We start from the raw sequence: 25,044 nt of genomic DNA, 5'->3' as shown, positions 1-25,044 counted from the left end.
TTGTGTTAGGGATACTGTGACTGTGTTTAATTATAGCCGTTGTGATCATTGTTCGTATGTTTTCTGTGCTAAACATCCATATTAAAAGAGAACCTCTCATATATTCAAATTCAGAGTTGACCTTTTGAGGAAAAGGTTAACGGATTGGGGTTCTTGGCTTATTATAAAGGAGGTTTAGCCGGTGCGTTCTGATGAAACGACTTCCCCTGAGGAAAATAATAATGGTTCTTTATCTAATCTAAAAGACATAGGACAAATTAAAATGCCTGGTGTGGATGAAAGGATTTTTTGTTTGACTATCATTGGACAAATCGAAGGCCATCTAATTCTGCCTGCCCAATCCAAGACTACTAAATATGAGCATGTTATCCCCCAGTTGTTGGCGGTTGAGCAAAATCCTAAGGTTGAAGGGATATTTGTCATTTTGAATACGGCAGGTGGCGATGTCGAGGCAGGATTGGCGATTGCTGAAATGCTCTGTAGTTTAAATAAACCTTCTGTTTCACTAGTTCTTGGTGGCGGTCACAGTATTGGAATCCCTATTGCAGTCAGTTGTACAAAAAGCTTTATAGCGCCAACCGGAACAATGACTATTCACCCGATTCGGTATACTGGTTTAGTAATTAACGGGCATCAGCAGTTTGATTATTTGCAAAAAATGCAACAACGGATTGATCAATTTATTTATTCACATTCGCAAATAAGCAAAGAAAAATTAGAACATTTTATGTTCAACACTGGCGAATTAGCCCAAGATATTGGAACAATTCTAATAGGACAAGAAGCCGTTGATTCTGGATTAATTCAGGCTGTAGGAGGAGTGAAGGAAGCATTTAAAGAACTCAACAACTTAATAACTCAACTTTCCCAGCCTCTATCCTGAAAATACAATCTATTTTCATCCTTTGATGGTGCCGCCGGGCGGCATGGGTGTCTTTTTAGGGAATAAAACCACAGTAAATCACAGAAAATGAGGCTTTAAACAACAAGAAAACCGCCAAAAATGGTATAGTAGAAATAGCAACAAACCCGATAATACCAGCACTTTGGAGGTTTCCTAAATTTAGTTTATCATTTATAGTTTATTAAGTTTCAAGACCCCCACTTCTATAAGTGGGTGGGTTCTTCGTAACTTCAGGTGGGGTAGAGTCCCCATCTGAAGCCTCGATGTTCAGCTTTAGCGTAAGCGAGTTCACTGATGCCCTCTACTTATTTGAAATATTATATAACATATTCCAAGTACACTTAATAGCCCACCTAGCCAAGGACCTATTTTTCTATTTAGTTTACTAATTTCCTCTGAGTCCACGCGAGACCCAAAGACTTGTGCTAATCCTAATGCGGAAATAGACATTGTTCGTAGTATTGAACTATTCAATATTACGCCTGCTATGACTAGACCTATTACTATAAATACGGTTATATTTCTTGCTATTATGAAAAATCTATCATTGTCCATTTGATTATTACCTTGGGTACATGGAATATCACTTGTCAATTCCCAGATAAAACCTCCTCTCTTAAAAAATGTAGTAATGAAGTAGCCTTCTATACTTATCCTTCAATCCCTTTCGATTCCAATAATAATGGTTTTGCGACAAATTTTGCATGACCCGAGTTTTTGACCGCATAATACACAAGTATGTGAAAGGGTTTCGAATGTTTACTATGGACTGGCCCTAGTTAAGTATATATCATGAAAAAAAAGGAAAACGTTTTCCTTTGTGGAATTCATACAGTGTGAGTGTAACAAATAAACAAGTTTGGAGGATTGTACTGTGGCGATCACAAAAAAACGCCGCAATAAGAATACGCTGGTGAACACGAGAGCAAGCACCTTAAAAGAGACAATACGCAATGAAGTCATTGGAGTTTTTGTGGTTGGAATGGCTTGCTTAGGACTTGTCGCGCTATTCTCCGAAAGGAGCGGCGTGGTCGGTAGAGAAATTGAACAGCTTCTAAAAGTTCTGGCTGGGGGCGGACGGGTCTGGATTCCCATAATGGTGGGAGCCTGGGGTCTTGCTTATATGAACCAGCGTATTCCCCGTTTGGGAGCCAAAGTCGTAGGGGCAATCCTTCTATGGCTTGTTTTTCTTGGGCTCCTTCACCTGCAGTTACAGGGCATAGAGGCATTTTCCAGGACTGATCTTATTAATGAAGGGAAGCGTGGACACGGTGGCGGGATTGTCGGCGCCGGGGTTACGGCCCTGTTAATTACATCGATCGGTATACCCGGGGGTTACGTCGTTTTAATTATGGGTGCTTTTATGGGGGCTCTACTGATCACAAACCGCTCTTTGATCCGCGGAGTACAGGAAGTTAATCAAGTGGGAAAAGAATTAGGGCTATGGATGAAACACCAAATGCACGATTTTATTAACGTGGTGAAGAATTCTGGAGGCGAGAATTCCGGAGACAAGGATTCTGTTTCGCAGGTTAATCTGGAAGCAGAGGATAAAACGCCAAAGAAAAAAGGGACTCCGCCAAAGCAACTAACACTTGCTCTGGACCCTGATGTTGTCGATCGACCACTTGTCATCAAAACTCTTGAAGACCAAGATGATCTTCCTATCGATCCTAACGTACCGAAGGGACAGTTAGGGTTTGAAAAAATGCACAGAGGAGTGCACGATACGATTATTCCACCCGGGAAGGTGACTAGTACACCTATTTCTCGCCAGACACGTGAAGATGGGAATTTTCAGCTTCCTCAGGCCACGTTATTAGATAAAGCTTTAAAAGTTAAAAATCCCAGACTTAATAAGGACTTAGCCGATAATGTGAAAATCCTGGAAGAAACGCTGGGGAGCTTCGGTGTGAAGATAAAAGTGACCCAGGTTACGCAAGGACCTACCATTACACGGTATGAAGCACAACCTGCTCCGGGTATAAAAGTTAGTAGAATAACAAATCTGGCCGATGATATTGCGCTAAGCTTAGCATCTGCTGATGTACGTATTGAAGCACCCATTCCCGGGAAATCAGTCGTAGGTATTGAGGTGCCTAATATAGAAATAGCTATGGTTCATTTTCGAGAAGTCCTGGAAACACCGGAATATCTAGGTGCTACGAGTAAGTTGGCGTTGTGTTTAGGTAAAGATATTACGGGGACGCCAGTAATTGTAGATTTAACGAGAATGCCCCATCTTTTGATTGCGGGGGCTACAGGCTCCGGAAAATCTGTGTGTATTAATACTCTAATTCACAGTATCCTATTTAAGGCTCGCCCGGATGAAGTAAAGTTTTTATTGGTTGATCCTAAAAGGGTTGAATTGGCTAACTATAACGGGATTCCTCATCTGATAGCACCTGTTGTGACGGATCCCAGGAAAGCAGCCGGGGCATTAAAGTGGATCGTGACTGAAATGGAGACTCGTTATGAACTGTTTGCAGCTGCCGCAGTTAGAGACATCGTCCGTTACAACTTCCTGCGTTCTCAGGATAAGAAGGAGGAGCATCCCCCGTTACCATATGTAGTGGTGATCATTGATGAGTTAGCTGATTTAATGATGGTTGCACCCGGTGATGTCGAGGATGCGATATGCCGCTTGGCTCAAATGGCTCGTGCTGCAGGGATTCATCTGATTATTGCGACGCAGCGCCCTTCAGTTGACGTGATCACAGGGATAATTAAAGCAAACATACCTTCCCGAATTGCCTTTGGGGTTTCGTCTCAAACGGATTCAAGGACCATTCTGGATATGAACGGCGCAGAAAAACTATTAGGTCGTGGAGATATGCTCTATTATCCCATGGGCGCGAGTAAGCCGCTGCGCGTACAGGGATGTTATTTGGGCGATAAAGAAGTGGAAAATGTTGTTACATTTTTACAAAATCAGGCTAAACCTGAGTATCAGGAAATCCCTAACATGGATATAGGGAATGCTAAAACAGAAGATCCGGAAGATGAACTCTTTTATCAGGCGGCGCAGCTTTTTATAGAAGGCGGAACCGCTTCGGTCTCTCTTTTACAGCGCCGTTTACGTATTGGGTATACGCGGGCGGCTCGCTTAATGGACTTTCTCGAGGAGAAAGGGGTTGTCGGGGGATATGAAGGCTCAAAACCGCGGGAGGTTCTCATGACAAGAGGACAGTTCGAGTTGAAGTTTGGCCAATGGAGAGATGAACTTGCACACTAGTTGCATTATACGGCGTTAGCATTTATGATTAGATAGGCAGAATGTTGTCAAATTTGGAAGGAATTTAGCATGATAAAGGAGATTAATGTTCAAGACCTGAAGACCCTGGATCACCCGATTCTTGTCGATGTGCGCTCAGAGGGGGAATTTGCCGAAGCAACACTTCCGGGTGCGGTCAATCTTCCTTTGTTTGATAACCTGGAACGTGCTCAAATTGGCACAACATATACACAAACTACACCTGGTTTGGCCCGTGAACTGGGCTTAAGGATAATTAGCCCAAAACTTCCGCAATTAGTCAAAAAGCTGGAGAAGCTATCGAAAAGTGGGCCTCTTGTACTTTTCTGTTGGCGAGGCGGAACGCGAAGTAAGTCGCTGGCGACGGTTGTTGACTTAATGGGCATCCCAGTATACCGTTTGCTGGGGGGGTATAAAGCATATCGCAAGCAAGTACTTGAGTATTTTCAAACTAAACTTCCCTTTCAGGTTGTGGTACTTTGTGGAAATACAGGAGTGGGAAAAACCGAACTTTTGGGAAAGCTGCGGAGAGAAGGATATCCTGCGATTGACCTTGAGAAACTCGCCAATAATCGCGGGTCCGTCTTTGGCGAAATTGGACTGGGAAATCCCCCGTCCCAAAAAAAATTCGAAGGATTATTATATGAGGAACTTATAGCGTTAAGCAAATTTTCGTATATTATTTTAGAATGTGAGAGTAAAAGAATTGGTAGAGTAACCCTACCCATTAATTTAAATACAGCTATGCAAGAGGGAAAACAAGTCCTCCAATATGATTCTTTGGAAAATCGCATCCAACGCTTGTTAACGGAGTATACCTCAGTGCCCAATGCACTTCATGAGATCGGGGTTGCGTTGGAGAGACTGATTAGAACGTTGGGCCATGTGAAAGTTCGAGAATTACGTACCTTGTTGGAAACAGGCTGTTTGGACTTCTTTACCGAGCGATTACTTGTCGAGTATTATGACAAACTATATGCCTATTCAAATGAACCAAGTTCAGATTATGCGTTTTATTTGAATTATCTGGAACCGGAGAAGGCATTAAGGGAGTTGGGAGGCTATCTTGATTCCATGAGTTTCAGGGTATTTGGTTTGAGCTGATGGTGAGAAAAGGGGGTCTTATCAATGGCAGGAGAAGGAAAAATACTCCAGGCCGCTAGAGAAGAAAAACAATGGAGTTTTACGGATACTGAGGAAATAACTAAGATCCGTGTGCGTTATATTCAGGCCCTTGAAGAGGAAAAATATGAAATACTCCCCGGAACAACTTATGCCAGGGGGTATTTACGAACCTATGCAAAACAATTGGGCTTAAATCCGGATGAAATTATCGCACTCTATAACTCTTCAGCGACGCCTGAGCCTGTCCCTGTTTTTGAATCACCTAATACACTGGTAAAGGTTCGTCCTCTTTGGGTCAAGCCGGCATTCCTGGGGAGTATGGCGGTTTTGATTATTGTGTTGGTAATCGCTTTTGCTTTAAGCAAGTCTGGGAACAATCCCGTAGATCCGTACGCTCCGCCAGCTTTGCCAAGTGCACCGCAAACTGAGGAGAATACGCCATCACCAAGTGTCCCGGCAGTTGCTGCCCCAGAACCAGAAAACGTTGCAGACCCGACATTGGATGGCTTAACCGCACAGTTGGTTTTCACCCAAGATTGTTGGATGGAGATCAGAATAGACGAGCAGCTTCCTTTTCAGGAACTGTTCCGTGCCGGTGCAACTAAAGAACTCAAAGGTACAAACAAAATCGAATTTGTTCGAATAGGAAACGCAGCAGGCCTTTCGGTAACATTAAACGGCCAGATACTATCAAGTTTTCAGGACGGGGGTAAAGTTGTTAATAATATTGTTCTAACTCATGATACTATAAAGACGCAATAAGTTTTATATAAAGGAGCGTTTATTTTGGCTAAAGATAGTTCATTTGATATTGTTTCCAAGGTTGATATGCCGGAAGTAAATAATGCCGTTCAGCAGGCTCAGAAAGAAGTCGCCAATCGGTTCGATTTTAAGAACAGCAAATCATCCATTAAGCTTGAGGCAGATAAGATAGTTCTAATCTCCGATGACGACTTCAAATTGAGTAACGTTGTCGACATTCTGGAAGGTAAACTGGTTAAGCGCGGGGTTTCCTTGAGAGCTTTGGAGTACGGAAAGGCACAAAAGGCGGCAGGGGACACAGTTAAGCAGGAAATTAAACTGCTGCAGGGGATTACCCAAGAAAAGTCAAAGTTGATGATCAAGGTCCTTAAAGACAGTAAAATAAAAGTAGTTAGTTCCATACAAGGCGATGAGATTCGGGTGACCGGTAAAAACAAAGATGACCTTCAAGCGGTTATTACCTTACTTCGGAAGGAAGACTTCGGTATCGAACTACAATTTATCAACTATCGATAAAGAGGGGTTGCCCCTCTTTTCGCTTATCCCCACTTATCCCTCACTTATAGAAGAGGACTCTTAGTGGCGGTTAGCCGGCGGATAAGATTCGCGTTGTGTTTAAACAGAAAGGTGAGAATATTGGAATCTGCGTTCGCGAAATATATGCCCATAAATCGAACGGATATGGAGGCGCGAGGATGGGATGAACTGGATTTTCTCCTAATTACCGGCGACGCCTATGTAGATCATCCGAGCTTTGGCATAGCCATTATTGCTCGTGTCCTGGAAAAACATGGTTTCCGGGTGGGGATTTTGGCTCAGCCCGTTTGGAAGGATCTCCGGGCTTTTCGAGTCATGGGGAAACCTCGTCTGGCGTGTTTGATATCCGGAGGGAATCTCGATTCCATGGTTAATCACTATACGGCGACCAAAAAGAAGCGGCATAAGGACGCCTATTCTCCTGGAGGAAAGCCAGGGCTTCGTCCTGACCGAACAACAATAGTTTATTCAAACCGCGTACGGGAAGCGCTGCCGGGTGTTCCTGTAATTATCGGGGGAATTGAGGCTTCCTTGAGGCGTTTTGCCCATTATGATTACTGGAGTAATGACGTTAGGCGCTCCATTCTACTCGATAGTCAAGCAGACTTACTTGTCTTTGGGATGGGAGAAAAGGCGATTGTTGAGGTCGCCGAACGTCTGAATAACGGGGAAGCGATAGAGCAGATCACAGATGTCAGGGGGACTATGGTGCCTTTGACTGGGGAAAGTGTGCCGCAAGATACGCTTATTCTGCCAAGCTATGAGGACGTTGTTTCAGATAAGGGAAAATATGCGCAGGCTTTTTGGGTGCAATATCAGCAGCAGGACGCTATTCATGGCAGGGCCATGTATCAAGCACACGGGCGCAAAGGTGTGTTGCAAAACCGGCCTGCTCTTCCTTTAACACACGCGGAAATGGATACAGTTTATGCCCTGCCTTTCGTGGGAACGTATCATCCGTTTTATGAAGCCCAAGGAGGAGTCCCTGCTATTGAAGAAGTGGAATTTAGCCTTACCAGCGTCAGAGGATGTTATGGAGCATGCTCATTTTGTGCATTAACATTTCATCAGGGGCGAATTGTGCAAAGCCGAAGTGCCGAATCGATTATTCGGGAAGCTAAGAAGATGACTGGGAATGATCGTTTCAAAGGATATATTCACGATGTAGGGGGTCCCACAGCCAATTTTCGTCGACCGGCGTGCAAGGAGCAATTAACTAGGGGAGCTTGTTCACATAAACAATGTCTTTTTCCTAAGCCGTGTGATCAACTTGAAAATGATCTTGAGGAATACCTGGATCTTTTACGCCGTTTGCGTAGTTTGCCGAAGGTAAAGAAGGTGTTCGTTCGTTCCGGTATCCGTTATGATACCGTATTAGCGGACCGCAAGTCTGGTTTTATACGTGAGCTCTGTGAGCACCATGTCAGCGGCCAATTGAAAGTCGCTCCGGAACATGTCAGTGAGAAAGTTCTGCGTCTCATGGGCAAACCCGGGAAAGCCGTGTACGAAAAATTTGTGCGGCAGTTCCGTGCGGCCAATGAAGAACTGGGGAAAGAACAATATCTCGTCCCCTATTTGATGTCTTCTCACCCTGGCAGTACTATGAAAGAAGCCGTTGAGTTGGCGGAATATGTTCGAGACATGGGTGTTAATCCAAAACAAGTCCAGGATTTTATCCCAACGCCGGGAACACTCTCGACCTGTATGTATTACACCGGTTTAGACCCCCGGACCATGAAGCCGGTCTATATTCCACGCAGCATACGTGAGAAGACTATGCAGAGGGCGTTAATTCAGTACCGGAGTCCTGGAAATCATGAGTTAGTGGAAGAAGCCTTACGTTTAGCTCATCGTGAGGATCTAATTGGGTATGGGCCTAAATGTCTTATTCGACCGAGAAAATATGTGCGCGCAGACCCGTTAGAAAAGGAAAGTAAGCCAAGTAAGGGACGAGTGAGAAGATCAGGCATAAAGAGCAGGGGTATCGTCGGCAAAGAGGCGCAGAATATAGGCGTACGGAGCAAAGATGCGGCGTATACGGATGTACAGAATAATGGGGCACAGGGCAAGAGTGCTCCAAAAAAGGAAAAAAGACGATACGGGAGTGGCCGCGATAAAACTCCATAAGGGCTAAAGAAAACATTAAGGTAAGATCGATTTCCTGTAAATGAGGGTTATTGCCCCGTGTGTTGTTTTATTTCGTTTCATCCAAACAATTTGAGTTGTGCTATAATGGTCATGCAGGCAATATGAACAAATTATACTTGGGCACTTATTGATCATGGGACCCTGGAAGAAACATGATCATTGATTATCTGATTATTTATGCAGGTTATTTGCTGCCAGGTTGATGTACGACTGGAAAGGAAAATATAAGACAATGGCGCAGTATTATCCAATATTTATAGACTTAACAGCCCAGCCGGTTCTGGTAGTCGGAGGAGGGACCGTGGCTTTACGCAAAGTTCAAACCCTCCTGCAGCATGGCGCTTATGTGCGTGTTGTCTCCCCCCGGCTGGTTCCTGAGCTTAAAGAATTGATTGACGATAAGACATGTTTTTGGTTAAAGAAAGACTATTCGACAGAAGATATACAAGAGGCAATTCTTGTGTTTTCATGCACTGAAAAAGAGGAAGTTAATGTTCAAGTTGCTAATGATGCCAACGCTCAGCATCGACCGGTAAATGTCGTGGATGACCCGGAAAAATGCAGTTTTATTGTTCCGTCAATTATGGAACGGGGGGATTTGAAAATAGCTGTGTCGACAGGAGGAAGCAGCCCCATCGTAGCGCGGCAGGTCCGCGTAGAGTTGCAAGCTCTGTACGGTCAGGAGATGGCTGAGTATCTTACCCTACTTAAAACCTGGCGAAGCCTTGTTAAGCGCAGTTTACCGTCCGAAAAACGGAGTATCTTTTGGCGACGGGTCACGGATGGCGAAGTGAGGGAACTCATTAAAGCTCAGCGGTTAACCGAAGCGGAAGGAGTGATTGAAAAGTGTTTCCAGTCGCTATTGGACTAAATCATCGAAGCGCGCCAGTTGAAATACGCGAAATAATGAGCTGTCATCCCTCCCGAATGCCGGAGGTTTTAAGAAAACTCAAAAGCTATCCCGGACTTCAAGGGGTTGTAGTTCTCAGTACCTGCAATCGTACGGAGGTCTATGCGGCAACAACAGATGTGGAAATTGGAATATATTCCATCAAGAAATTTTTAGCCAGCCACCATGGAATCGAGGAAAACGTTCTTGAACAATACCTGTATGCGCACACCTTGTATGACGCAGTGCGCCACTTGTATCGTGTCGCCTCAGGGTTGGACTCGATGGTGCTGGGAGAGACTGAAATTCTTGGACAGGTTGCTAACGCTTATCAACAAGCGTGTGAGGCGGAGGTGACGAACAAAGCGATGAATATACTTTTCCAGAACGCTTTAGCTGTGGGAAAACGTGTACGCACCGATACCCGGATTGATCAGCACCCGGTTTCCATCAGTTATACGGCAGTAGAACTTGCCAAACAACAATTTGGAGAACTCCAAGGTAAAAGGATTTTAATTATGGGTGCCGGAGAGATGAGCACCCTCACTGTCAAACACTTAGTTGCCGCAGGAGCTAACACCGTTTTGGTGTCGAATCGCTCCTATGAAAAAGCTGCACTCCTGGCCAAGGAATGTTCCGGGCAAGCGGTACGTTTTGATGATCTGGATCAGTACCTTCAAGAAGTGGATATAGTTATTTCTGCAACGGCTTCGCCTCATTTTATGTTAAGGCCGGAACGCATACAGGAGATAATGAAAACACGTAAGGAACGCCCTATGCTTCTAATTGATATTGCGGTGCCGCGCGATATTCACCCTGATGCAGGTAAAATACCTTTTATAACCCTATTTGACATTGATGATTTGCGTGGAGTAGTTGACCGCCATCATCAAGAACGAGAAATAGCAGCAGTAAACGCGGAAAAAATTATTGAAGAGGAAATGCTGATTTTCCTTAAATGGCATAATTCCTTGTTTGTTGTGCCAACGATTCTGGCTTTACAGCAACAAGGGCAAAAAATTAAAGAGTTGCAACTTGAGCGAGCGTTAGAACATTTAAAGGGGTTAACTCCAAAACAGGAAAAGATCGTCCGTTCTATGGCCAATTCCATCGTCAATCAGCTCTTGTACATACCCATCACAAATCTTAAGGAGTATGCTACGACGACCCAAGGACATCTTTATACTGAAATCTTGCAAAACCTTTTTGATTTGGATGTTGAAGAAGAAACTAAGCGACCGGCTAAAATATTAGACCAGCATTTGGGATACGTGCATCACGGGAGGGCATAAGTAAAAATGAGGACCATCAGGATTGGAACTCGTGACAGTCAATTGGCGATGTGGCAAGCTAAGTGGGTAAAAACTCAACTTCATTTGTTATACCCTAACCTTGAATTTAAACTTGTTCCGATAAAAACTAAAGGGGATAAAATTATGGATGTTCCCCTTTCTAAGATTGGGGACAAAGGATTATTTACGAAGGAATTAGAACAGGGACTTTTATCGCATGAGCTTGATATGGCAGTCCATAGTCTCAAGGATATGCCAACCTTGTTACCAAGTGGGTTGACGATTAGCTCCTATTGTCAAAGGGAGGAGCCAAGGGATGTCTTTCTCAGTAAAAATGGAATTCCTCTTGAAGAATTGCCCGCCGGGGCGATCATAGGCACAAGTAGTCTACGTCGCAAATCACAGCTTAAACATTATCGCCCGGATTTTGACTTTATGGATTTGCGTGGGAATCTTCAAACGCGCTGGAAGAAGTTAACTGAGTCCAATATGGATGGGATTGTACTTGCTGCTGCCGGTGTGAAACGGCTGGGGTGGGAGGATCGAATCACTCAAATTCTGTCAGAAAATTTGATGCTTTCGGCAGTTGGCCAGGGGTCGATTGCTATTGAAATAGTTGCGCAGCGAACGGATATTCAGGAGTTATTATCTCAGCTAAATCATTTGGAGACTGAACAAGCGGTGCGTGCGGAACGTGCTCTCATGCGCCAACTTGAAGGCGGCTGTCAGGTCCCCATTGGTGCTTTAGCCCAAGTGGTAAAGGGACAGATTATTCTTCGAGGGATGGTAGCGAGTTTAGATGGGGTTCGCTTGATTAAAGCAGAAGCCGTAGGTACTGATCCTGAAGCGGTGGGCAGCGAGCTTGCCAATCGGCTGGTTGAGCTTGGGGCTGCCGAGATATTAGCTGAGATCAGATGATTGATAGGAGTGTTCGGTTTGATTAAGGGATATGTATATTTAGTGGGTGCCGGTCCGGGAGACCCGAAGTTGATAACCATTAAAGGGTCAGAGTGTATTGCGAAAGCGGATGTTCTAGTCTATGATCGTTTAGTTTCACGGCGCCTCTTAATGTTAGCCCGCCCGGAGTGTGAACTGATCTATGTGGGAAAATCACCGGATCGCCACACGCTTCGACAAGAAGAAATCAACCAATTACTTGTGGCTAAAGGCCTGGAAGGAAAAATCGTTACCCGCCTCAAGGGCGGGGATCCTTTTGTTTTTGGTCGGGGAGGCGAGGAAGCGGAGGCATTAGTGGAAGCAGGCGTTCAGTTTGAAGTTGTACCGGGCATCAGCTCAGCGATAGCCGTTCCAGCCTACGCCGGTATCCCGGTGACGCATCGGGATTTAACAACTTCGTTTGCGGTGATCACGGGACATGAAGATCCCCAAAAAAATGAATCAACCATTCACTGGGACCATCTCGCGCAATTGCAAGGGACGCTGGTTTTCCTTATGGGTATGCAAAACCTTCCCCTAATTGCGCAAAAGCTGCTGGAAAATGGGCAAAAGCCTGCGACCCCGGTGGCCATAATTCAGTGGGGCACCAGGCCGGAACAATCTACGCTTGTCGGTCAACTGGATACTATTGCCAGAGAGGTTCAGGAACAGGGATTTTCGAATCCAGCCATAATTATCGTGGGGGAAGTAGTCTCTTTGCGGGAAAAACTCCGGTGGTTTGAAAAGAAACCACTGTTTGGGCAGCGGATAGTAGTGACACGCGCACGCCATCAGGCGAGTGAGTTGTCTCAGGCGATTGAAGCGTTGGGAGGAGAAGCCTGGGAATTTCCAACCATTGAAATTGCTCCTCCAACGGATAGCTCTAATTTATTGAATGCGATTTATAACCTGCCAGTTTTTCAATGGCTTATCTTCACGAGCGTTAATGGGGTGGAAGCGTTTTTCGCCGAACTTAAGAAGCAAGAACTGGATGTCCGCGATCTGGTGGGCGCAGAAATTGTTGCGATTGGTCCGGCAACACAAGCTGCCCTGGAAAAAAGAGGGATACATATTGGCTATATGCCGGAAGAATACCGCGCGGAAAAAATTGTTGAAGGTTTAGCAAAGCGGGTGGTATCTGGGCAAAGAGTATTGCTGGCAAGGGCTGAAGAGGCAAGAAATATTTTGCCGGAATCCCTAAAGGCTATGGGTGTGGAAGTTTGGGATGTGCCGGTTTATAAGACGGTAACCGGCGGAGCTAACCGTGAAGAATTGCAGCATATGCTGCGCGCTAAGGAGATCCATGCGGTTACCTTTACCAGTTCTTCAACCGTGCGCAATTTTGTCACGCTCTTGGATGGAGATCTTTCCTTGCTGGAGGGTGTCCTGCTCTATTCTATCGGACCGATCACCAGTGCGACAGCCCGGGAACTTGGTCTGCAGATTTTCAAAGAAGCAGCAGAGTACACAATCAGTGGATTGGTCGAAGCCTTACTGGAGGGAAATAATCATGATTAGTGTCACCAAGCTTTTATTTGATACCGAATATTTCGGAGACTCTTTGCGCTATAACAAACACTCTCACGGTGCACGGAACGGAACGACTATAGATTCAGGTCCTGTTGTCGTCTGGAATTCGACCAAGACGTGTAACTTAAAATGTGTCCACTGTTATATGGAGTCAGACTCTCAAAAATATCAAGGGGAAATGACCACGGAGGAAGCGAAGCGTTTTATCGATGACCTGGCGGAGTTTAAATCACCGGTTCTTCTTTTCTCCGGAGGCGAGCCGCTGATGCGACCCGACTTTTTTGAACTTGCCGAGTATTCAATTTCGAAAGGGCTACGGGTCACGCTTTCGACCAATGGTACACTGATTACGCCTGAAGTTGCCAGGCGCATAAAAGACATGGGGATCTCCTATGTCGGGATCTCACTTGATGGGCTGGAAGATGTCAATGACAAGTTCCGGGGTAAAAAGGGAGCCTTTAAGGCGGCCATGAAAGGAATTCAAAACTGTATAGCCGTAGACCAACGGGTAGGACTGCGTTTTACAATTAATCACCATAATATTCAAGAACTGGACAGGATATTTGATTTCATCGAAACAGAGGATATTGATCGCGTTTGCTTTTACCATCTGGTCTATTCGGGCCGGGGTAACCGCATGATTGCTGAAGATGTGACGTTGGAAGAATCACGGCTGGCGATGGATACGATTATTCGCCGAACCCGGGATTTTGAAGCGCGCGGCTTGAAAAAGGAAATCCTGACCGTCGATAACCATTGCGATGGAGTGTACATGTATATCCAAGCTTTAAAAGAAGATCCGGCCAGGGCTGAGAAGATCAAGGGTCTTATCGGATTCAATGGGGGAAACCGTTCGGGTATTGCCTTTGGAGAAGTTGATCCGCAAGGAAATGTGCACCCTGATCAGTTTACCCAGCATATCTCGTTTGGAAATATCCGGGAACGTAAAATCGGGGAGATCTGGACAGATGTTTCACACCCCATTATGGCCGGACTAAAAGACCGCAAACCCTTGCTCAAAGGACGGTGCGCGGCTTGTCAATACCTGGACATGTGTAACGGTAATTTCCGGACACGTGCGGAAGCCGTCACCGGAGATTTCTGGGAGTCTGATCCGGCTTGCTATTTGACGGACGAAGAGATTAGTGAACGGAAATGAATTGCACGTTCACCAAAGCTCCGGAGCGGCTCGTTTGTCTTCGAAGCTAACGCACATAACCCTTGGGATTATCTGAATGTGCGGCCGATGTGCGTCTTAACGCTTCGCCAACTGCACTCGACACGCTCCTCCCGCTTGATGGTTCTCTTTGCAATATAATTTCATTCATGGGCTTGGTTACGACGAGGAGAAAATGGGTAGAGGAGGCTACTTATTATGGAACTTAAAAGTCGCCCGCGCCGTTTACGGGCTAATGAAGCGATACGTTGCATGGTGCGGGAACACCATATCCGGGTTGAGGATTTGATTTACCCCATGTTTGTCATGCCGGGAGAGAACAAAAAAGTCGGGATTTCCTCCATGCCCGGCGTATATAATTATTCGCTTGATGAGTTTGTCTTAGCACTTGGGGAGGTTGTGAAGCTGGGGATCCCTGCAGTCTTGTTATTCGGGATTCCGGAGAGCAAAGATAGCGTGGGGTCGGGAGCTTACCATGAGCAGGGGATTGTTCAGGAAGCTGTCCGCTTAGCCAAAAAGAATTTCCCAAAACTATACGTCATCACCGATGTATGCCTGTGCGAATATACCGATCACGGGCATTGCGGCTTGATTGAGGATGGACAAGTCCTTAACGACCCTACCCTCCACCTGCTTGCCCAGACCGCTCTATCTCAGGCGCGTGCCGGCGCGGATATGGTTGCCCCGTCGGATATGATGGATGGGCGGGTTGGGGCTATTCGGGAAGTGTTGGATCGTGAAGGATTTTCGCACATCCCAATTATGGCCTATGCAGCTAAGTTTGCCTCGGGGTTTTATGGACCCTTCCGTGATGCTGCGGGATCGGCACCTCAGTTTGGAGATCGCCGAACGTATCAGATGGATCCTCCGAATGGCAATGAAGCCATGCTGGAAACAGCTCTGGATCTTGAAGAGGGTGCAGATTTAATTATTGTGAAGCCCGCTTTGGCCTACGGAGATATTATTTATCGTACCAAAGAGAGATTTGGCGTGCCGGTTGCCGCCTATAACGTCAGCGGGGAGTATGCGATGGTCAAAGCGGCGGCAGCGAACGGCTGGATTGAGGAGAAACGAATTGTCCTGGAGGCCTTGGTCGGCATGAAACGGGCGGGAGCAGATTTGATAATCACCTATCATGCCTTAGACGTGGCGAGTTGGCTTAGAGAGGAGGGACCGGCATGATAGTTTCCTGGAATACGACCAACGCCTGCAACATGTACTGTGACCATTGCTACCGTGATGCCGGCTGTAAAGCGGAAGATGAACTCAGTACCTCTGAAGCAAGGACCTTGCTGGAACAGATTGCTAAAGCAGGTTTTAAGATCATGATTTTTAGTGGGGGAGAGCCCCTGATGAGGACGGATATCGTAGAATTAGTGGCTTATGCAAAGTCCCTGGGATTGCGTCCGGTGTTTGGGACTAACGGTACTCTCATAACCCGTGAATTAGCCCAGCAGCTGAAAAGTGCCGGTGCTATGGGTATGGGTATTTCGCTGGACTCTCTGGACAAGCATAAACACGATGAATTCCGCAAATTTCCGGGTGCCTGGGATGGGGCGGTCCGGGGAATGAAAATCTGTAAAGAAGTGGGGCTTCCGTTCCAAATTCACACGACGATCATGGATTGGAATGCGCATGAAGTGGAGGCGATTACAGATTTTGCAGTCGAGCTGGGCGCAGTTGCCCACCATTTCTTTTTTCTGGTTCCAACAGGCCGTGCAGTTTCGATTGAAGAAGAGTCCCTCAAGGCGGAGGCCTATGAGGAAATCCTCACGCGAATTATGAAGAAACAGCAAACCGTCAATATAGAACTCAAGCCAACCTGTGCCCCGCAGTTTATGCGGATAGCTAAACAAATGGGCGTTGATATGCGCTTTAGCCGTGGTTGTTTGGCGGGAACAGCATATTGCATCATCGGTCCGAAGGGTCAAGTTCAACCCTGTGCTTATCTCAATATCCCGTTAGGGGATGTGCGGGAAACTCCGTTTGACGAAATCTGGCGACAGCATGAAGTGCTGAAGAATTTACGGACCCTCGATTATAAAGGGGAATGCGGCTCTTGTGAGTTCAAGCGCGTTTGTGGCGGTTGCCGGGCACGCGCCGCCTATTATAATGAAGGGGATTACATGGCGGAGGAGCCGTGGTGCTTATACCATGGCAGGAAAGGGACTTAGTATGGATTCAACTGATCGAGCCCTGCTGAATGCTATCCAAAACCATTTTCCAATCGCGGTTCATCCTTATCAGATCCTTGGGAAGGCTGTGGGAACGACGGAGGAAGATGTTTTCCGACGGATTCAACGTTTCCGGCAAGAAGGTATTATTCGTCGCTTAGGCGGGGTCTTTGATTCCCGGCGTTTAGGGTACTATAGTACCTTGTGTACAGCCAAGGTTCCAGAAAATAAGATCCCAACCTTGGCTAAACTATTAGAGGGAATTCCCGGTGTTACCCATAACTATATTCGCAACCATGAATATAATGTTTGGTTCACGTTGATTGCTCGCTCACAGGCAGTTGCGGAGAGCATACTGCAAAATATTCGTGTCGGCTTGGCAGTGCCGGAAATCTATAGTTTGCCGGCGATTCGACTTTTTAAGATAAATGTAAATTTGGATTTTGATTTGTTGGATAAAGACAGGTCCCAAGACGTTGAAAAAGCCTCCGTTGTGGACGCTTCCCTGGAGGACACTGATTTGGATAGGCCAAAACCGAAAGATAGTTCTCCTTATGAATTAAACAGCGAAGATATAGCACTTATTCGAGTACTTCAGGGAAACCTGCCGGACTCCATCACTCCCTATAACGTCCTTGCCGAAAATCTTCATTGGCAGGTTAATGATCTTATTTTCAGCGCCAATCGTCTCTTGGAGGAAAAAGTCATGCGCCGTTTTGGGGCGGTTCTGCGACATCAGAAAGCAGGTTTTGCGGCCAATGCTATGGGGGTTTGGCAGGTTGAGCCTGAAAAGGCGGCAGGGATCGGGAAAGTAATGGCCCGCTTCAAGGAAGTCAGCCACTGTTACCAAAGACCAACCTTACCCGATTGGCCGTATTCCCTCTTTACCATGATCCATGGCCGAACTGCCCAGGATTGCGGAGATGTCATGAAAAGAATATCTTTGGCAACCGGAGTACAAACGTATGCCATGCTCTTTAGTACCGCTGAATTAAAAAAGACCAGCATGCAATATTTTCTGGAAGAAGAGACAAACTAGAAAGGGGAAATCCGGTTGAATTTCGTGGATGAAAAAAGCCGTCTGGCCTTTGCCAAGGCCCAAAAATTCATTCCTGGCGGTGTAAATTCGCCAGTAAGAGCCTTTAAGTCTGTTGGGCGTGACCCAGTCTTCATAGACAGGGGTGAAGGTGCCCATATCTGGGATATTGATGGTAACCGTTACCTGGACTTTGTCGGTTCCTGGGGCCCATTGATTGTCGGACATGCTCACCCGGACGTGGTTGCCGTGCTTAAACGAGTGGCCGAGCGAGGAACCAGTTACGGCGCACCAACCGAAGTTGAAACAGTCTTAGCCGAAGAAGTTCTCAAGGCGTATCCCTCTATGGAGATGATCCGCATGGTGAACTCCGGCACGGAAGCCACGATGAGTGCTTTACGTTTAGCGCGCGGCGTCACAGGCAGGACAAAAATTGTTAAGTTTGAGGGCTGCTACCATGGGCATGCAGACCAACTCCTGATTAAGGCGGGGAGCGGAGCGCTGACGTTTGGTGTGCCAACATCTCCGGGTGTTCCGGCTCAAGTTGCGGCCGCCGCTATTTCCGCACGTTTTAATGATTTGGCAGAGTTAAGAGAAATTTTTCAGCGCGAAGGGGAGGAGATTGCCTGTGTGATTCTCGAACCTGTCGCGGGAAATATGGGGGTGGTCTTACCCGAGGATGGGTTTTTACAAGGGATTCGCCGTTTAACGGAGGAGTACGGGGCCTTACTGATCTTTGACGAAGTGATGACCGGATTTAGGGTTAGTTATGGAGGTGCCCAGGGCTTTTATGGGATTGATCCGGATTTGACCTGCCTGGGCAAAGTGATTGGCGGGGGACTTCCGGTAGGGGCGTACGGCGGAAAACGTCGTTTTATGGAACAAATTGCTCCCAGTGGTCCGATTTATCAGGCAGGAACCCTCTCCGGCAATCCGTTGGCGATGAACGCCGGGTTAATCACCATAAAATTGTTACAACAACCAGGAACGTATGAGGTTTTAGCAGGTATGACAACTCGTCTGGCGGAAGGCCTCAAGCAACTTGCCTTAGAAGCTGGGCTGGCCATTTGGGTTAATGCCATCGGAGCGATGTTTTCGGCATTTTTCACTGACGTTCCGGTTAAGGATTATACCGGTGCTTGTACGTCGGATGTGGAAAGGTTTGCCAAGTATTATCGAGGAATGTTAGAACGGGGCATTTATTTAGCCCCCAGCCAATATGAAGCAGTTTTTTTATCAACGGCACATACGGAAGCAGACATTGACCAAGCGTTGGAACAGGCTCGAATGGTCCTGAGGACCCTTTAGCGAAGTTCGAAGCAGGTTCGATGCTCGAATTTGTATGTTTTCAGACGAAAACAATGTAAAGGCAGTATTTTATCTGTTCTCCTAGATCGGAACAGCGGAAAACCGTAATTCCAAAGGGATACCCCTCTGGTTATATAAAAAACCTTGTAAGAAAAAGGTCTCCCAGTACTCACCATGATAGTAAAACTGGAATATTATGGGATGTAAGGATTAGACTGGGGGGAACTCGGTTTGAAAGCAGATGAACGGGCAAGCATAATTGAGCGTTTAGAACAATTGAGGAATTCCAAAGTACTGGTTTATTTTTCTTATACACCTCTTGACGACACTATCTTAGTTCCTCTCTACAGAGAATTGAAGGAAATTGGTCACACTAAAAAGATTGATCTGGTTTTGCACAGTTATGGGGGAGCGGTGGATACACCTTATAAAGTTGTGATGCTGATCCGTGAGTTTTGCGAAGAATTTGCCGTTATAGTTCCTTTTGTTGCCAAATCAGCTGCTTCGATGCTTGTCCTCGGTGCGGATGAAGTTGTCATGGGACCAATCTCCGAACTTGGCCCCATCGATCCTCTGGTCAAGCATCCGGTTTATAAAGACATCTTAGTACCTGTTCAAGCAGTATGGCATTGTTTAGATTACTTGCAACGGTCCATTATCAATAGTTCAGATCCCGAAGTTGCCTCCTTTATGGTAACTCCTTTACTCGACAAGCTTGACCCGTGGCTTATCGGGGACTACGAAAAAACCATCAAGGCTTCTCAGCAATATGCCGAAACGTTATTATCGCGCTACATGTTAAAAAATAACCCAGAACGGGTTCCGAACGTAACACAGGTCTTAACTGAGGGGTACTTTTCACATGGGTACCCGATTGGTCGCCGGGAGGCCAAAGACTTAGGGCTTATAGTGACTGAAGCGCATGGAGAGTTATGGGAATTAATCTGGAAATTATATCTGGTTTACGAAGAACTATTTAAGAAAAAGCAAGAGGAAGCAAGTGAATAAACTCCAGAGGTTTACTGGAGGCACTCAAAAAAGACTCGCCTCTAAGCAGTCTTTTTGGTACTTACGAGAAAGCATAACTTTCAGATAATACTTTCTGTAGTAAAAGCGCAACTAGGCGGTCGCCTTCGCTGAGGCTGACAGAATGAATAATACGTGCGAAGACAGTGTCTGCAAGAAGGGCTAATTCGTACGAAGACAGTGTCTTCGTGTGTGGGCGCCAGCCAAGTTTTCTTTATTTCCAATAAAAATATATTGCGTGTTGTCCCATAATACGGTAGGATAAGTCTGTGCATGTTTTACTATCTATAATACATTAGCTAATAAAATAGGTAGTTATAATAATGGAGGTGGACAATCATGCTAACAACGTTTGGATTTATTACGCCTATGACAGCAGGTATAATTCTTGTCGTTGCTTTGGTTATTTTTGGACCAGGAAAGTTGCCCGAATTAGGAAAATCATTGGGTAGAGGGATAAAAGAATTTAAATCTGCTACTGAGGGAGAAGAGAAAAAGGAAGAAGTTAAGGTTGAAAAAGTAGAAAAATAGTAATGGAAATAAGGAGGATACGGGGCCGGTTAGGTTCGTACCCATAGGGACATGATTTGAACTATGGATTGTTTGGGAAGGCAGACAGCAGATTTGGCTGTTTGCCTTTGCCGTTAACCGGTTATTTTTAGCCGCTTCTTCTGTAAATAAATCTGTCCTTGTTTTATGCCCCAAAAAGCTGACAGATAACTGAAATACATATACAGACAACTATATGGTCAGAAAAATATTAAGAACACATGTTGCGCAACGAACATATGTTTGATACGATCCCAAACGGGAAGTCGTGCCGATCTATGGGTTACTATGCTAAAATAAATGAAGGAGTGATCACTGAATGAAAATTACTGTAGTAGGAGCAGGGGCTGTCGGCGGGTATTTTGGCGGGAGATTAGCCGAGGCCGGCTTGGACGTAAGTTTTTTAGTACGGGCGAATAGGGCCAGGCAGTTGACCAATTCCGGTCTGATAATTAAAAGTCTTTGTGGAGATTTGACTATCCCGCCCCCAATAGTTCAGGATGTCCAGGAAATCAAAGACTGTGATTTAGTCATTCTCAGCGTAAAAAACTATCAATTAGTAGAGGCCCTGCCCCAAATAAGGCCGCTGGTTAATTTAGGAGCCAAGGTATTGCCCTTATTAAACGGGGTTGAACATTTTGAGCTTCTGGCTAATGAATTTGGTCCCGACAATATTCTGGGCGGTTTATGCAGAATAATCTCAACTGTCGACACCGAAGGAGTAATCCACCATACCGGCAAGCTACACGAAATTACCTTAGGGGCACTGCAACCCTCCCAGGCCGATTTCTGTCTGAGAGTGAAGCAAGCTCTTGGAAATTCTATGCTCAAGATCATACTTAGCAATAACATAAAGGTTGATATATGGTTGAAGTACGCTTTTATCACAGCATATTCAGGGACTACAACAGCAAGTCGTTTGTCGATTGACCAGATTGCCAAGTATGAGGCTACGAAGGAAGTCTTTTCACGTTCGCTGCAAGAAATGTGGACATTGGCCAGAGAAAGCGGAGTTTTGCTGCCTGATGATTTTGTGCAACAAAATGTTCGGAGCATTCCGAAATACCCTGCAGGTTCCACATCCTCGATGCATCAGGATTTTTGTAAAGGTCTGCCTCTGGAGGTTGAAAGTCTCCAAGGTGCAGCTCTTCGGCTTAGTGCCAAACATGGTTTGGACGTTCCGACGGTGCGCACCCTTTATGGGTTACTAAAGCCCTTCGAAGGAGGGCCTAACTCAAATTGACCAGGTCAGCCACCAACCACAAGGAATATTTAACGACTACTAAGTTCTTTCAGAGTTTGTGGTCAAATAACGGTCAGCGTATTCAGCAGTTCATCTGAACACTCTGGCTTTTTTAAAAGAGAGGCACTATCCCTTGCGGGATAATACCTCTCTTTTGCTTTTTCGTATCGGTTTGGAGTATGGTTTAATAAGTTTCCCTATTAAACTATGCCTTCGGCCCTGTATTTTTTTTGAAGCGGGTAAATTAATTGGTGAACCTTACTTAAACTTGTAAAGGATTAAATTTGTCCTTGGCTTTTTGAACTTCTTGAGCTGGTGCATCGCTAGTCGGATACCAGCCCTTTGAGTTCATAATATTATAAAGGTTTTCATGAATACTATGTTCTTCGTCGAGAATAGTTTTCAGGTTCTGTCTTAAATTAACACAAGTCGATTCGGTAATGAACGTATTCACTGCGGAAGTAACATGTTTTTCACTGGCCAGTAAATCAGTTACAATTTCCTGTTCAGTCATTATATTTTGCGTATTCAATCTTCATCCCGTCCTTTCTTTATTTATTGATGTGAATTTAAATAATTAAGTAGGGTATCATAATGCTTACGATGCAGGTTAGAAATAGCTGAAAGTTCGGAGCTGATTTTTTGATCTTGGATCGATTGCGCTGCTTGAGCGAACTTGTGGACCAGCAAAGCTTCCGATCCGAGTTGGTCATTCAAAATGGCCAAATTCCTGGCAGTTAATTCAGATTTAGATGTGTTCATGATAATTCTCCTTTCGGTGCTATTTAACACATATATAGAATGCACAAAATACGGAGAAATATGTATGTTGGATGTTCAATTATCTAAAATAATCTTACCCATTGAGTAAGATTTAAAGTAAGTAATATAATGGGTTGAAGCAAAGTGCTAATTGGCAACACTATTTTATAAGCATAAAAACCCTTTATCCAAATCGTAAGACTCCCACTTCTACAAGTGGGATTGGTATACCTTATTCTGCTTCGGTGGGGGTAGAGTCCCCCACCGAAGACTCGATGTTCAACTTTAGTTGAACGAGTTCACTTTTATTATGAAGGAGAAAAAGTTAATGAATACATCGGTTGTGAAGCCAATGAATCGCGTCAGGCTAATTTATCAGTTTGTATCCACTATTTTTCCAATTGTCAAACAAGAACTTAATGGCTGGCAGCAGATAGCAGCGCGATCTCCTGATCCCCGTCTGCGCCGGCAAGCTGCTGAGAGTATTCGAACAAAAGCTTTTCACTGCCAAGGAGGCAGTATCTATGCACTTTATCCTGGTGTGAGTCGAGTTGATGCAGTTCGCTTTATCGTCGCTTATCAAACCATGAGCGATTATCTTGATAATCTGGTCGATAGCCTTGAGGTTCAGGATGAATTAGCGTTTTCTCAGTTGCATTTGGCTATGCAAGAAGCCTTGGATCCTAACGCCGCCAGATCGGATTACTATATGTATTATCCTTATCGGGAAGATGGAGGATATCTGGAAAGGTTGGTCACAACCTGCCAGGAAGGTCTTAACAAGCTGTCGGCTTACAAAATGGTTCAAGAAGAGGCTATTAAATTAGCCAAACTCTATTCCCACCTGCAAACCTACAAACACTTGGCAGCGGAAGAACGGGAAGCGAAAATGTTAAACTGGCTTAACCCATACTTAAGGGATTATCCGGAGATAACTGCCTGGGAATTTGCCGCTGCGACAGGGTCAACCTTGGGAATTTTCTGTCTTTATGCTGTTGCTTTCGATCCCCAATTGACGTATTGGCAAGGGCAAAAGATTAGGCAGGCTTATTTTCCGTGGATCTGCGGCTGCCATATTTTATTGGACTATTTCATTGATTTACGTGAAGATAGAGAGACGAAGCAACTGAATTTTGTGGGGTATTATGAAGATACTGAGATGATTAGTGAACGTCTCCTACTGTTTGTGAAGAATTCTTTAGAAAAAACGCTGCAGTTGGATTATCCCAAATTCCATCGAGCGGTTGTCCAAGGGCTTCTGGCTATGTATCTGTCCGATGAAAAGAGCAGGGACAGCGATATTCGGTCCGTCACGCAGAAACTGTTAGGGGGTAGCGGTCCGGGAGTTAAGCTCCTCTACCGGTTGTGCTGCCAATTGCGAAGGATGAAGGTTCTTTAAGTTGTACGCAGTAAGATGGAATCCGCCAAATCAACAAGGGTAGTTCGATAAGGACTTCCAGGGATTTTAGCTAGGCTAGCTTTTGCTTTGCAGATACATTCAGTGGCTGTTGCATAAGCTTGAGCGATGCACCCTGAGGAAACAAGGGCTTCTTGGATGCTTTGAAGGCCTTGACGTGTAACCTTACGGGTTTTAATGATTTCCGTAAGACACTTTCCATAGATGGGGTTATCCATGAGATAAAGGAACGGAAGTGTTAGGTTGCCATTAAGGAGATCTGTGCCAACCGGTTTGCCGAGAGAGTCTGCATTTCCACTGATATCCAAAATGTCATCGGTGATTTGATAGGCGTAACCAATGTTTAGTCCGTATTCTCGCAGCTGGGTCAACAATTCTTCTGAAGAGGCCCCAGCCAGGTAAGCCCCTGATTGACAGCAGGCAGCCAGAAGCTTTCCTGTTTTCTTGGTAATTCGTTGAAAATAATGCTGTAGGCTGATCGAACTTGAGAATTGCTCATTCGCTTGATTGACTTCTCCCTCACACATGGCTTGGATTGCTTCGACAAGGTAGGTCATACTGGAAAGTAATTGATGTGTAGAAAGAATATTGAAGGCTTCGGCAAAGAGGTAATCTCCTGTCAGAATGGCCGCATGATTCCCATAGAGGGAGTTTACGGTTGGTTTTCCACGCCGGGTAGCTGATTCGTCGATCACATCGTCATGAATAAGGGAGGCCATGTGAATAAGTTCAGCTGCAACGGCTGTTTGGATCATTGGCGGATTTAAGGGGGCAAAACACATACCACTATAAAGAGTAAGGAGGGGACGAATCCTTTTACCGCCAGATTGTAAAAAACCAACGCAGGTTTGTTGAATAAGACCATCGGCTTTACTGAGTACGATTTGCAGCTTATCCTCAACAAATAGCAGCTCGGGAAATTGAAGCGTAGGAATTGACGTGTCCTTGGTGTTATAAAGTTGTTGTATACTCATAG

At 45.4% G+C, this 25,044-nt stretch carries 23 protein-coding genes; 19 read left to right on the top strand and 4 right to left on the bottom strand.

The genetic code is table 11. The features are described from left to right. Positions 1 to 181: 181 nt before the first annotated feature. The gene (locus AC6I5A_RS08350; protein WP_034614346.1) at positions 182 to 883 is read left to right on the top strand and encodes a ClpP family protease; all 702 of its coding nucleotides are present in this window, start codon (positions 182 to 184) and stop codon (positions 881 to 883) included. A gap of 309 nt (positions 884 to 1,192) precedes the next feature. On the opposite strand, the gene AC6I5A_RS08345 is transcribed toward AC6I5A_RS08350, so the two are convergent. Continuing rightward, positions 1,193 to 1,498, bottom strand: coding sequence for a hypothetical protein (locus AC6I5A_RS08345; RefSeq protein ID WP_034614342.1), 306 nt, complete (start codon positions 1,496 to 1,498; stop codon positions 1,193 to 1,195). Between the two features lie 280 nt (positions 1,499 to 1,778). Between AC6I5A_RS08345 and AC6I5A_RS08340 the strand changes: the two genes are divergently transcribed. From AC6I5A_RS08340 to AC6I5A_RS08260, 17 genes are all read left to right on the top strand, one after another. Next, positions 1,779 to 4,139 (top strand): DNA translocase FtsK, encoded by a 2,361-nt coding sequence (locus AC6I5A_RS08340; RefSeq protein WP_497900606.1) that lies wholly within the window; start codon positions 1,779 to 1,781, stop codon positions 4,137 to 4,139. Positions 4,140 to 4,208: 69 nt separating this feature from the next. Further along, positions 4,209 to 5,261 carry a tRNA 2-selenouridine(34) synthase MnmH gene (gene mnmH, locus AC6I5A_RS08335; protein WP_034614340.1) on the top strand — a complete coding sequence of 351 codons (1,053 nt, stop codon included), beginning with the start codon at positions 4,209 to 4,211 and terminating at the stop codon, positions 5,259 to 5,261. A 24-nt stretch (positions 5,262 to 5,285) separates the two neighbouring features. After that, the gene (locus AC6I5A_RS08330) at positions 5,286 to 6,044 is read left to right on the top strand and encodes a helix-turn-helix domain-containing protein (RefSeq protein WP_034614338.1); all 759 of its coding nucleotides are present in this window, start codon (positions 5,286 to 5,288) and stop codon (positions 6,042 to 6,044) included. A 24-nt stretch (positions 6,045 to 6,068) separates the two neighbouring features. Further along, a complete protein-coding gene (locus tag AC6I5A_RS08325) occupies positions 6,069 to 6,560 on the top strand; it encodes a YajQ family cyclic di-GMP-binding protein (protein WP_034614337.1) in 492 nt (163 codons plus the stop codon). Positions 6,561 to 6,704: 144 nt separating this feature from the next. Further along, positions 6,705 to 8,708: a YgiQ family radical SAM protein gene (locus AC6I5A_RS08320; protein ID WP_034614361.1), complete on the top strand. Its 2,004-nt coding sequence runs from the start codon at positions 6,705 to 6,707 to the stop codon at positions 8,706 to 8,708. Between the two features lie 253 nt (positions 8,709 to 8,961). Then, positions 8,962 to 9,600, top strand: coding sequence for a precorrin-2 dehydrogenase/sirohydrochlorin ferrochelatase family protein (locus tag AC6I5A_RS08315; protein WP_034614335.1), 639 nt, complete (start codon positions 8,962 to 8,964; stop codon positions 9,598 to 9,600). Further along, positions 9,576 to 10,910 (top strand): glutamyl-tRNA reductase, encoded by a 1,335-nt coding sequence (gene hemA / locus AC6I5A_RS08310; protein ID WP_034614334.1) that lies wholly within the window; start codon positions 9,576 to 9,578, stop codon positions 10,908 to 10,910. The genes AC6I5A_RS08315 and hemA overlap by 25 nt, the downstream gene beginning before the upstream one ends. Before the next feature lie 6 nt (positions 10,911 to 10,916). Then, complete coding sequence (hemC, locus tag AC6I5A_RS08305) at positions 10,917 to 11,828, top strand: hydroxymethylbilane synthase (protein WP_034614333.1); 912 nt, start codon at positions 10,917 to 10,919, stop codon at positions 11,826 to 11,828. Between the two features lie 18 nt (positions 11,829 to 11,846). Further along, complete coding sequence (cobA, locus tag AC6I5A_RS08300; RefSeq protein ID WP_034614332.1) at positions 11,847 to 13,364, top strand: uroporphyrinogen-III C-methyltransferase; 1,518 nt, start codon at positions 11,847 to 11,849, stop codon at positions 13,362 to 13,364. Beyond that, entirely contained in the window at positions 13,357 to 14,535 is a 1,179-nt protein-coding gene (nirJ1, locus tag AC6I5A_RS08295) for a putative heme d1 biosynthesis radical SAM protein NirJ1 (protein WP_034614331.1), read from the top strand. Before cobA ends, nirJ1 begins: the two co-directional genes overlap by 8 nt. A gap of 216 nt (positions 14,536 to 14,751) precedes the next feature. Next, on the top strand, positions 14,752 to 15,735 hold the full coding sequence (gene hemB / locus AC6I5A_RS08290) for a porphobilinogen synthase (protein WP_034614329.1): 984 nt from the start codon (positions 14,752 to 14,754) through the stop codon (positions 15,733 to 15,735). Then, complete coding sequence (gene nirJ2, locus AC6I5A_RS08285; RefSeq protein ID WP_034614326.1) at positions 15,732 to 16,727, top strand: putative heme d1 biosynthesis radical SAM protein NirJ2; 996 nt, start codon at positions 15,732 to 15,734, stop codon at positions 16,725 to 16,727. Before hemB ends, nirJ2 begins: the two co-directional genes overlap by 4 nt. 1 nt (position 16,728) lies before the next feature. Continuing rightward, entirely contained in the window at positions 16,729 to 17,766 is a 1,038-nt protein-coding gene (gene ahbB, locus AC6I5A_RS08280; protein WP_034614321.1) for a siroheme decarboxylase subunit beta, read from the top strand. A 15-nt stretch (positions 17,767 to 17,781) separates the two neighbouring features. Further along, the gene (gene hemL, locus AC6I5A_RS08275; RefSeq protein ID WP_034614319.1) at positions 17,782 to 19,071 is read left to right on the top strand and encodes a glutamate-1-semialdehyde 2,1-aminomutase; all 1,290 of its coding nucleotides are present in this window, start codon (positions 17,782 to 17,784) and stop codon (positions 19,069 to 19,071) included. 231 nt (positions 19,072 to 19,302) lie between these two features. Next, positions 19,303 to 20,079 carry an SDH family Clp fold serine proteinase gene (locus AC6I5A_RS08270; protein WP_034614316.1) on the top strand — a complete coding sequence of 259 codons (777 nt, stop codon included), beginning with the start codon at positions 19,303 to 19,305 and terminating at the stop codon, positions 20,077 to 20,079. 357 nt (positions 20,080 to 20,436) lie between these two features. After that, positions 20,437 to 20,628: a twin-arginine translocase TatA/TatE family subunit gene (gene tatA / locus AC6I5A_RS08265; protein ID WP_034614314.1), complete on the top strand. Its 192-nt coding sequence runs from the start codon at positions 20,437 to 20,439 to the stop codon at positions 20,626 to 20,628. 337 nt (positions 20,629 to 20,965) lie between these two features. Continuing rightward, positions 20,966 to 21,889, top strand: a complete 924-nt coding sequence (locus AC6I5A_RS08260; RefSeq protein ID WP_034614311.1) for a ketopantoate reductase family protein — start codon at positions 20,966 to 20,968, stop codon at positions 21,887 to 21,889. Between the two features lie 262 nt (positions 21,890 to 22,151). Here the strand turns inward: AC6I5A_RS08260 and AC6I5A_RS08255 are convergent, their stop codons facing one another. Together AC6I5A_RS08255 and AC6I5A_RS08250 are read right to left on the bottom strand one after the other, a co-directional pair. Beyond that, positions 22,152 to 22,421 (bottom strand): spore coat protein, encoded by a 270-nt coding sequence (locus tag AC6I5A_RS08255; RefSeq protein ID WP_497900605.1) that lies wholly within the window; start codon positions 22,419 to 22,421, stop codon positions 22,152 to 22,154. Between the two features lie 23 nt (positions 22,422 to 22,444). Further along, entirely contained in the window at positions 22,445 to 22,651 is a 207-nt protein-coding gene (locus AC6I5A_RS08250; protein WP_034614306.1) for a hypothetical protein, read from the bottom strand. A gap of 328 nt (positions 22,652 to 22,979) precedes the next feature. Between AC6I5A_RS08250 and AC6I5A_RS08245 the strand changes: the two genes are divergently transcribed. Continuing rightward, positions 22,980 to 24,050: a tetraprenyl-beta-curcumene synthase family protein gene (locus tag AC6I5A_RS08245; protein ID WP_034614303.1), complete on the top strand. Its 1,071-nt coding sequence runs from the start codon at positions 22,980 to 22,982 to the stop codon at positions 24,048 to 24,050. Here AC6I5A_RS08245 and AC6I5A_RS08240 read toward each other — a convergent pair. Next, the gene (locus tag AC6I5A_RS08240; protein WP_034614300.1) at positions 24,047 to 25,042 is read right to left on the bottom strand and encodes a polyprenyl synthetase family protein; all 996 of its coding nucleotides are present in this window, start codon (positions 25,040 to 25,042) and stop codon (positions 24,047 to 24,049) included. The two genes, AC6I5A_RS08245 and AC6I5A_RS08240, sit on opposite strands and share 4 nt — an antisense overlap. Positions 25,043 to 25,044: the final 2 nt, after the last annotated feature.

Source organism: Desulfosporosinus sp. Tol-M2 (assembly GCF_059735615.1).
The sequence above is the reverse complement of the archived record's forward strand: the minus strand, read 5'-3'. Positions and strand labels throughout refer to the sequence as shown.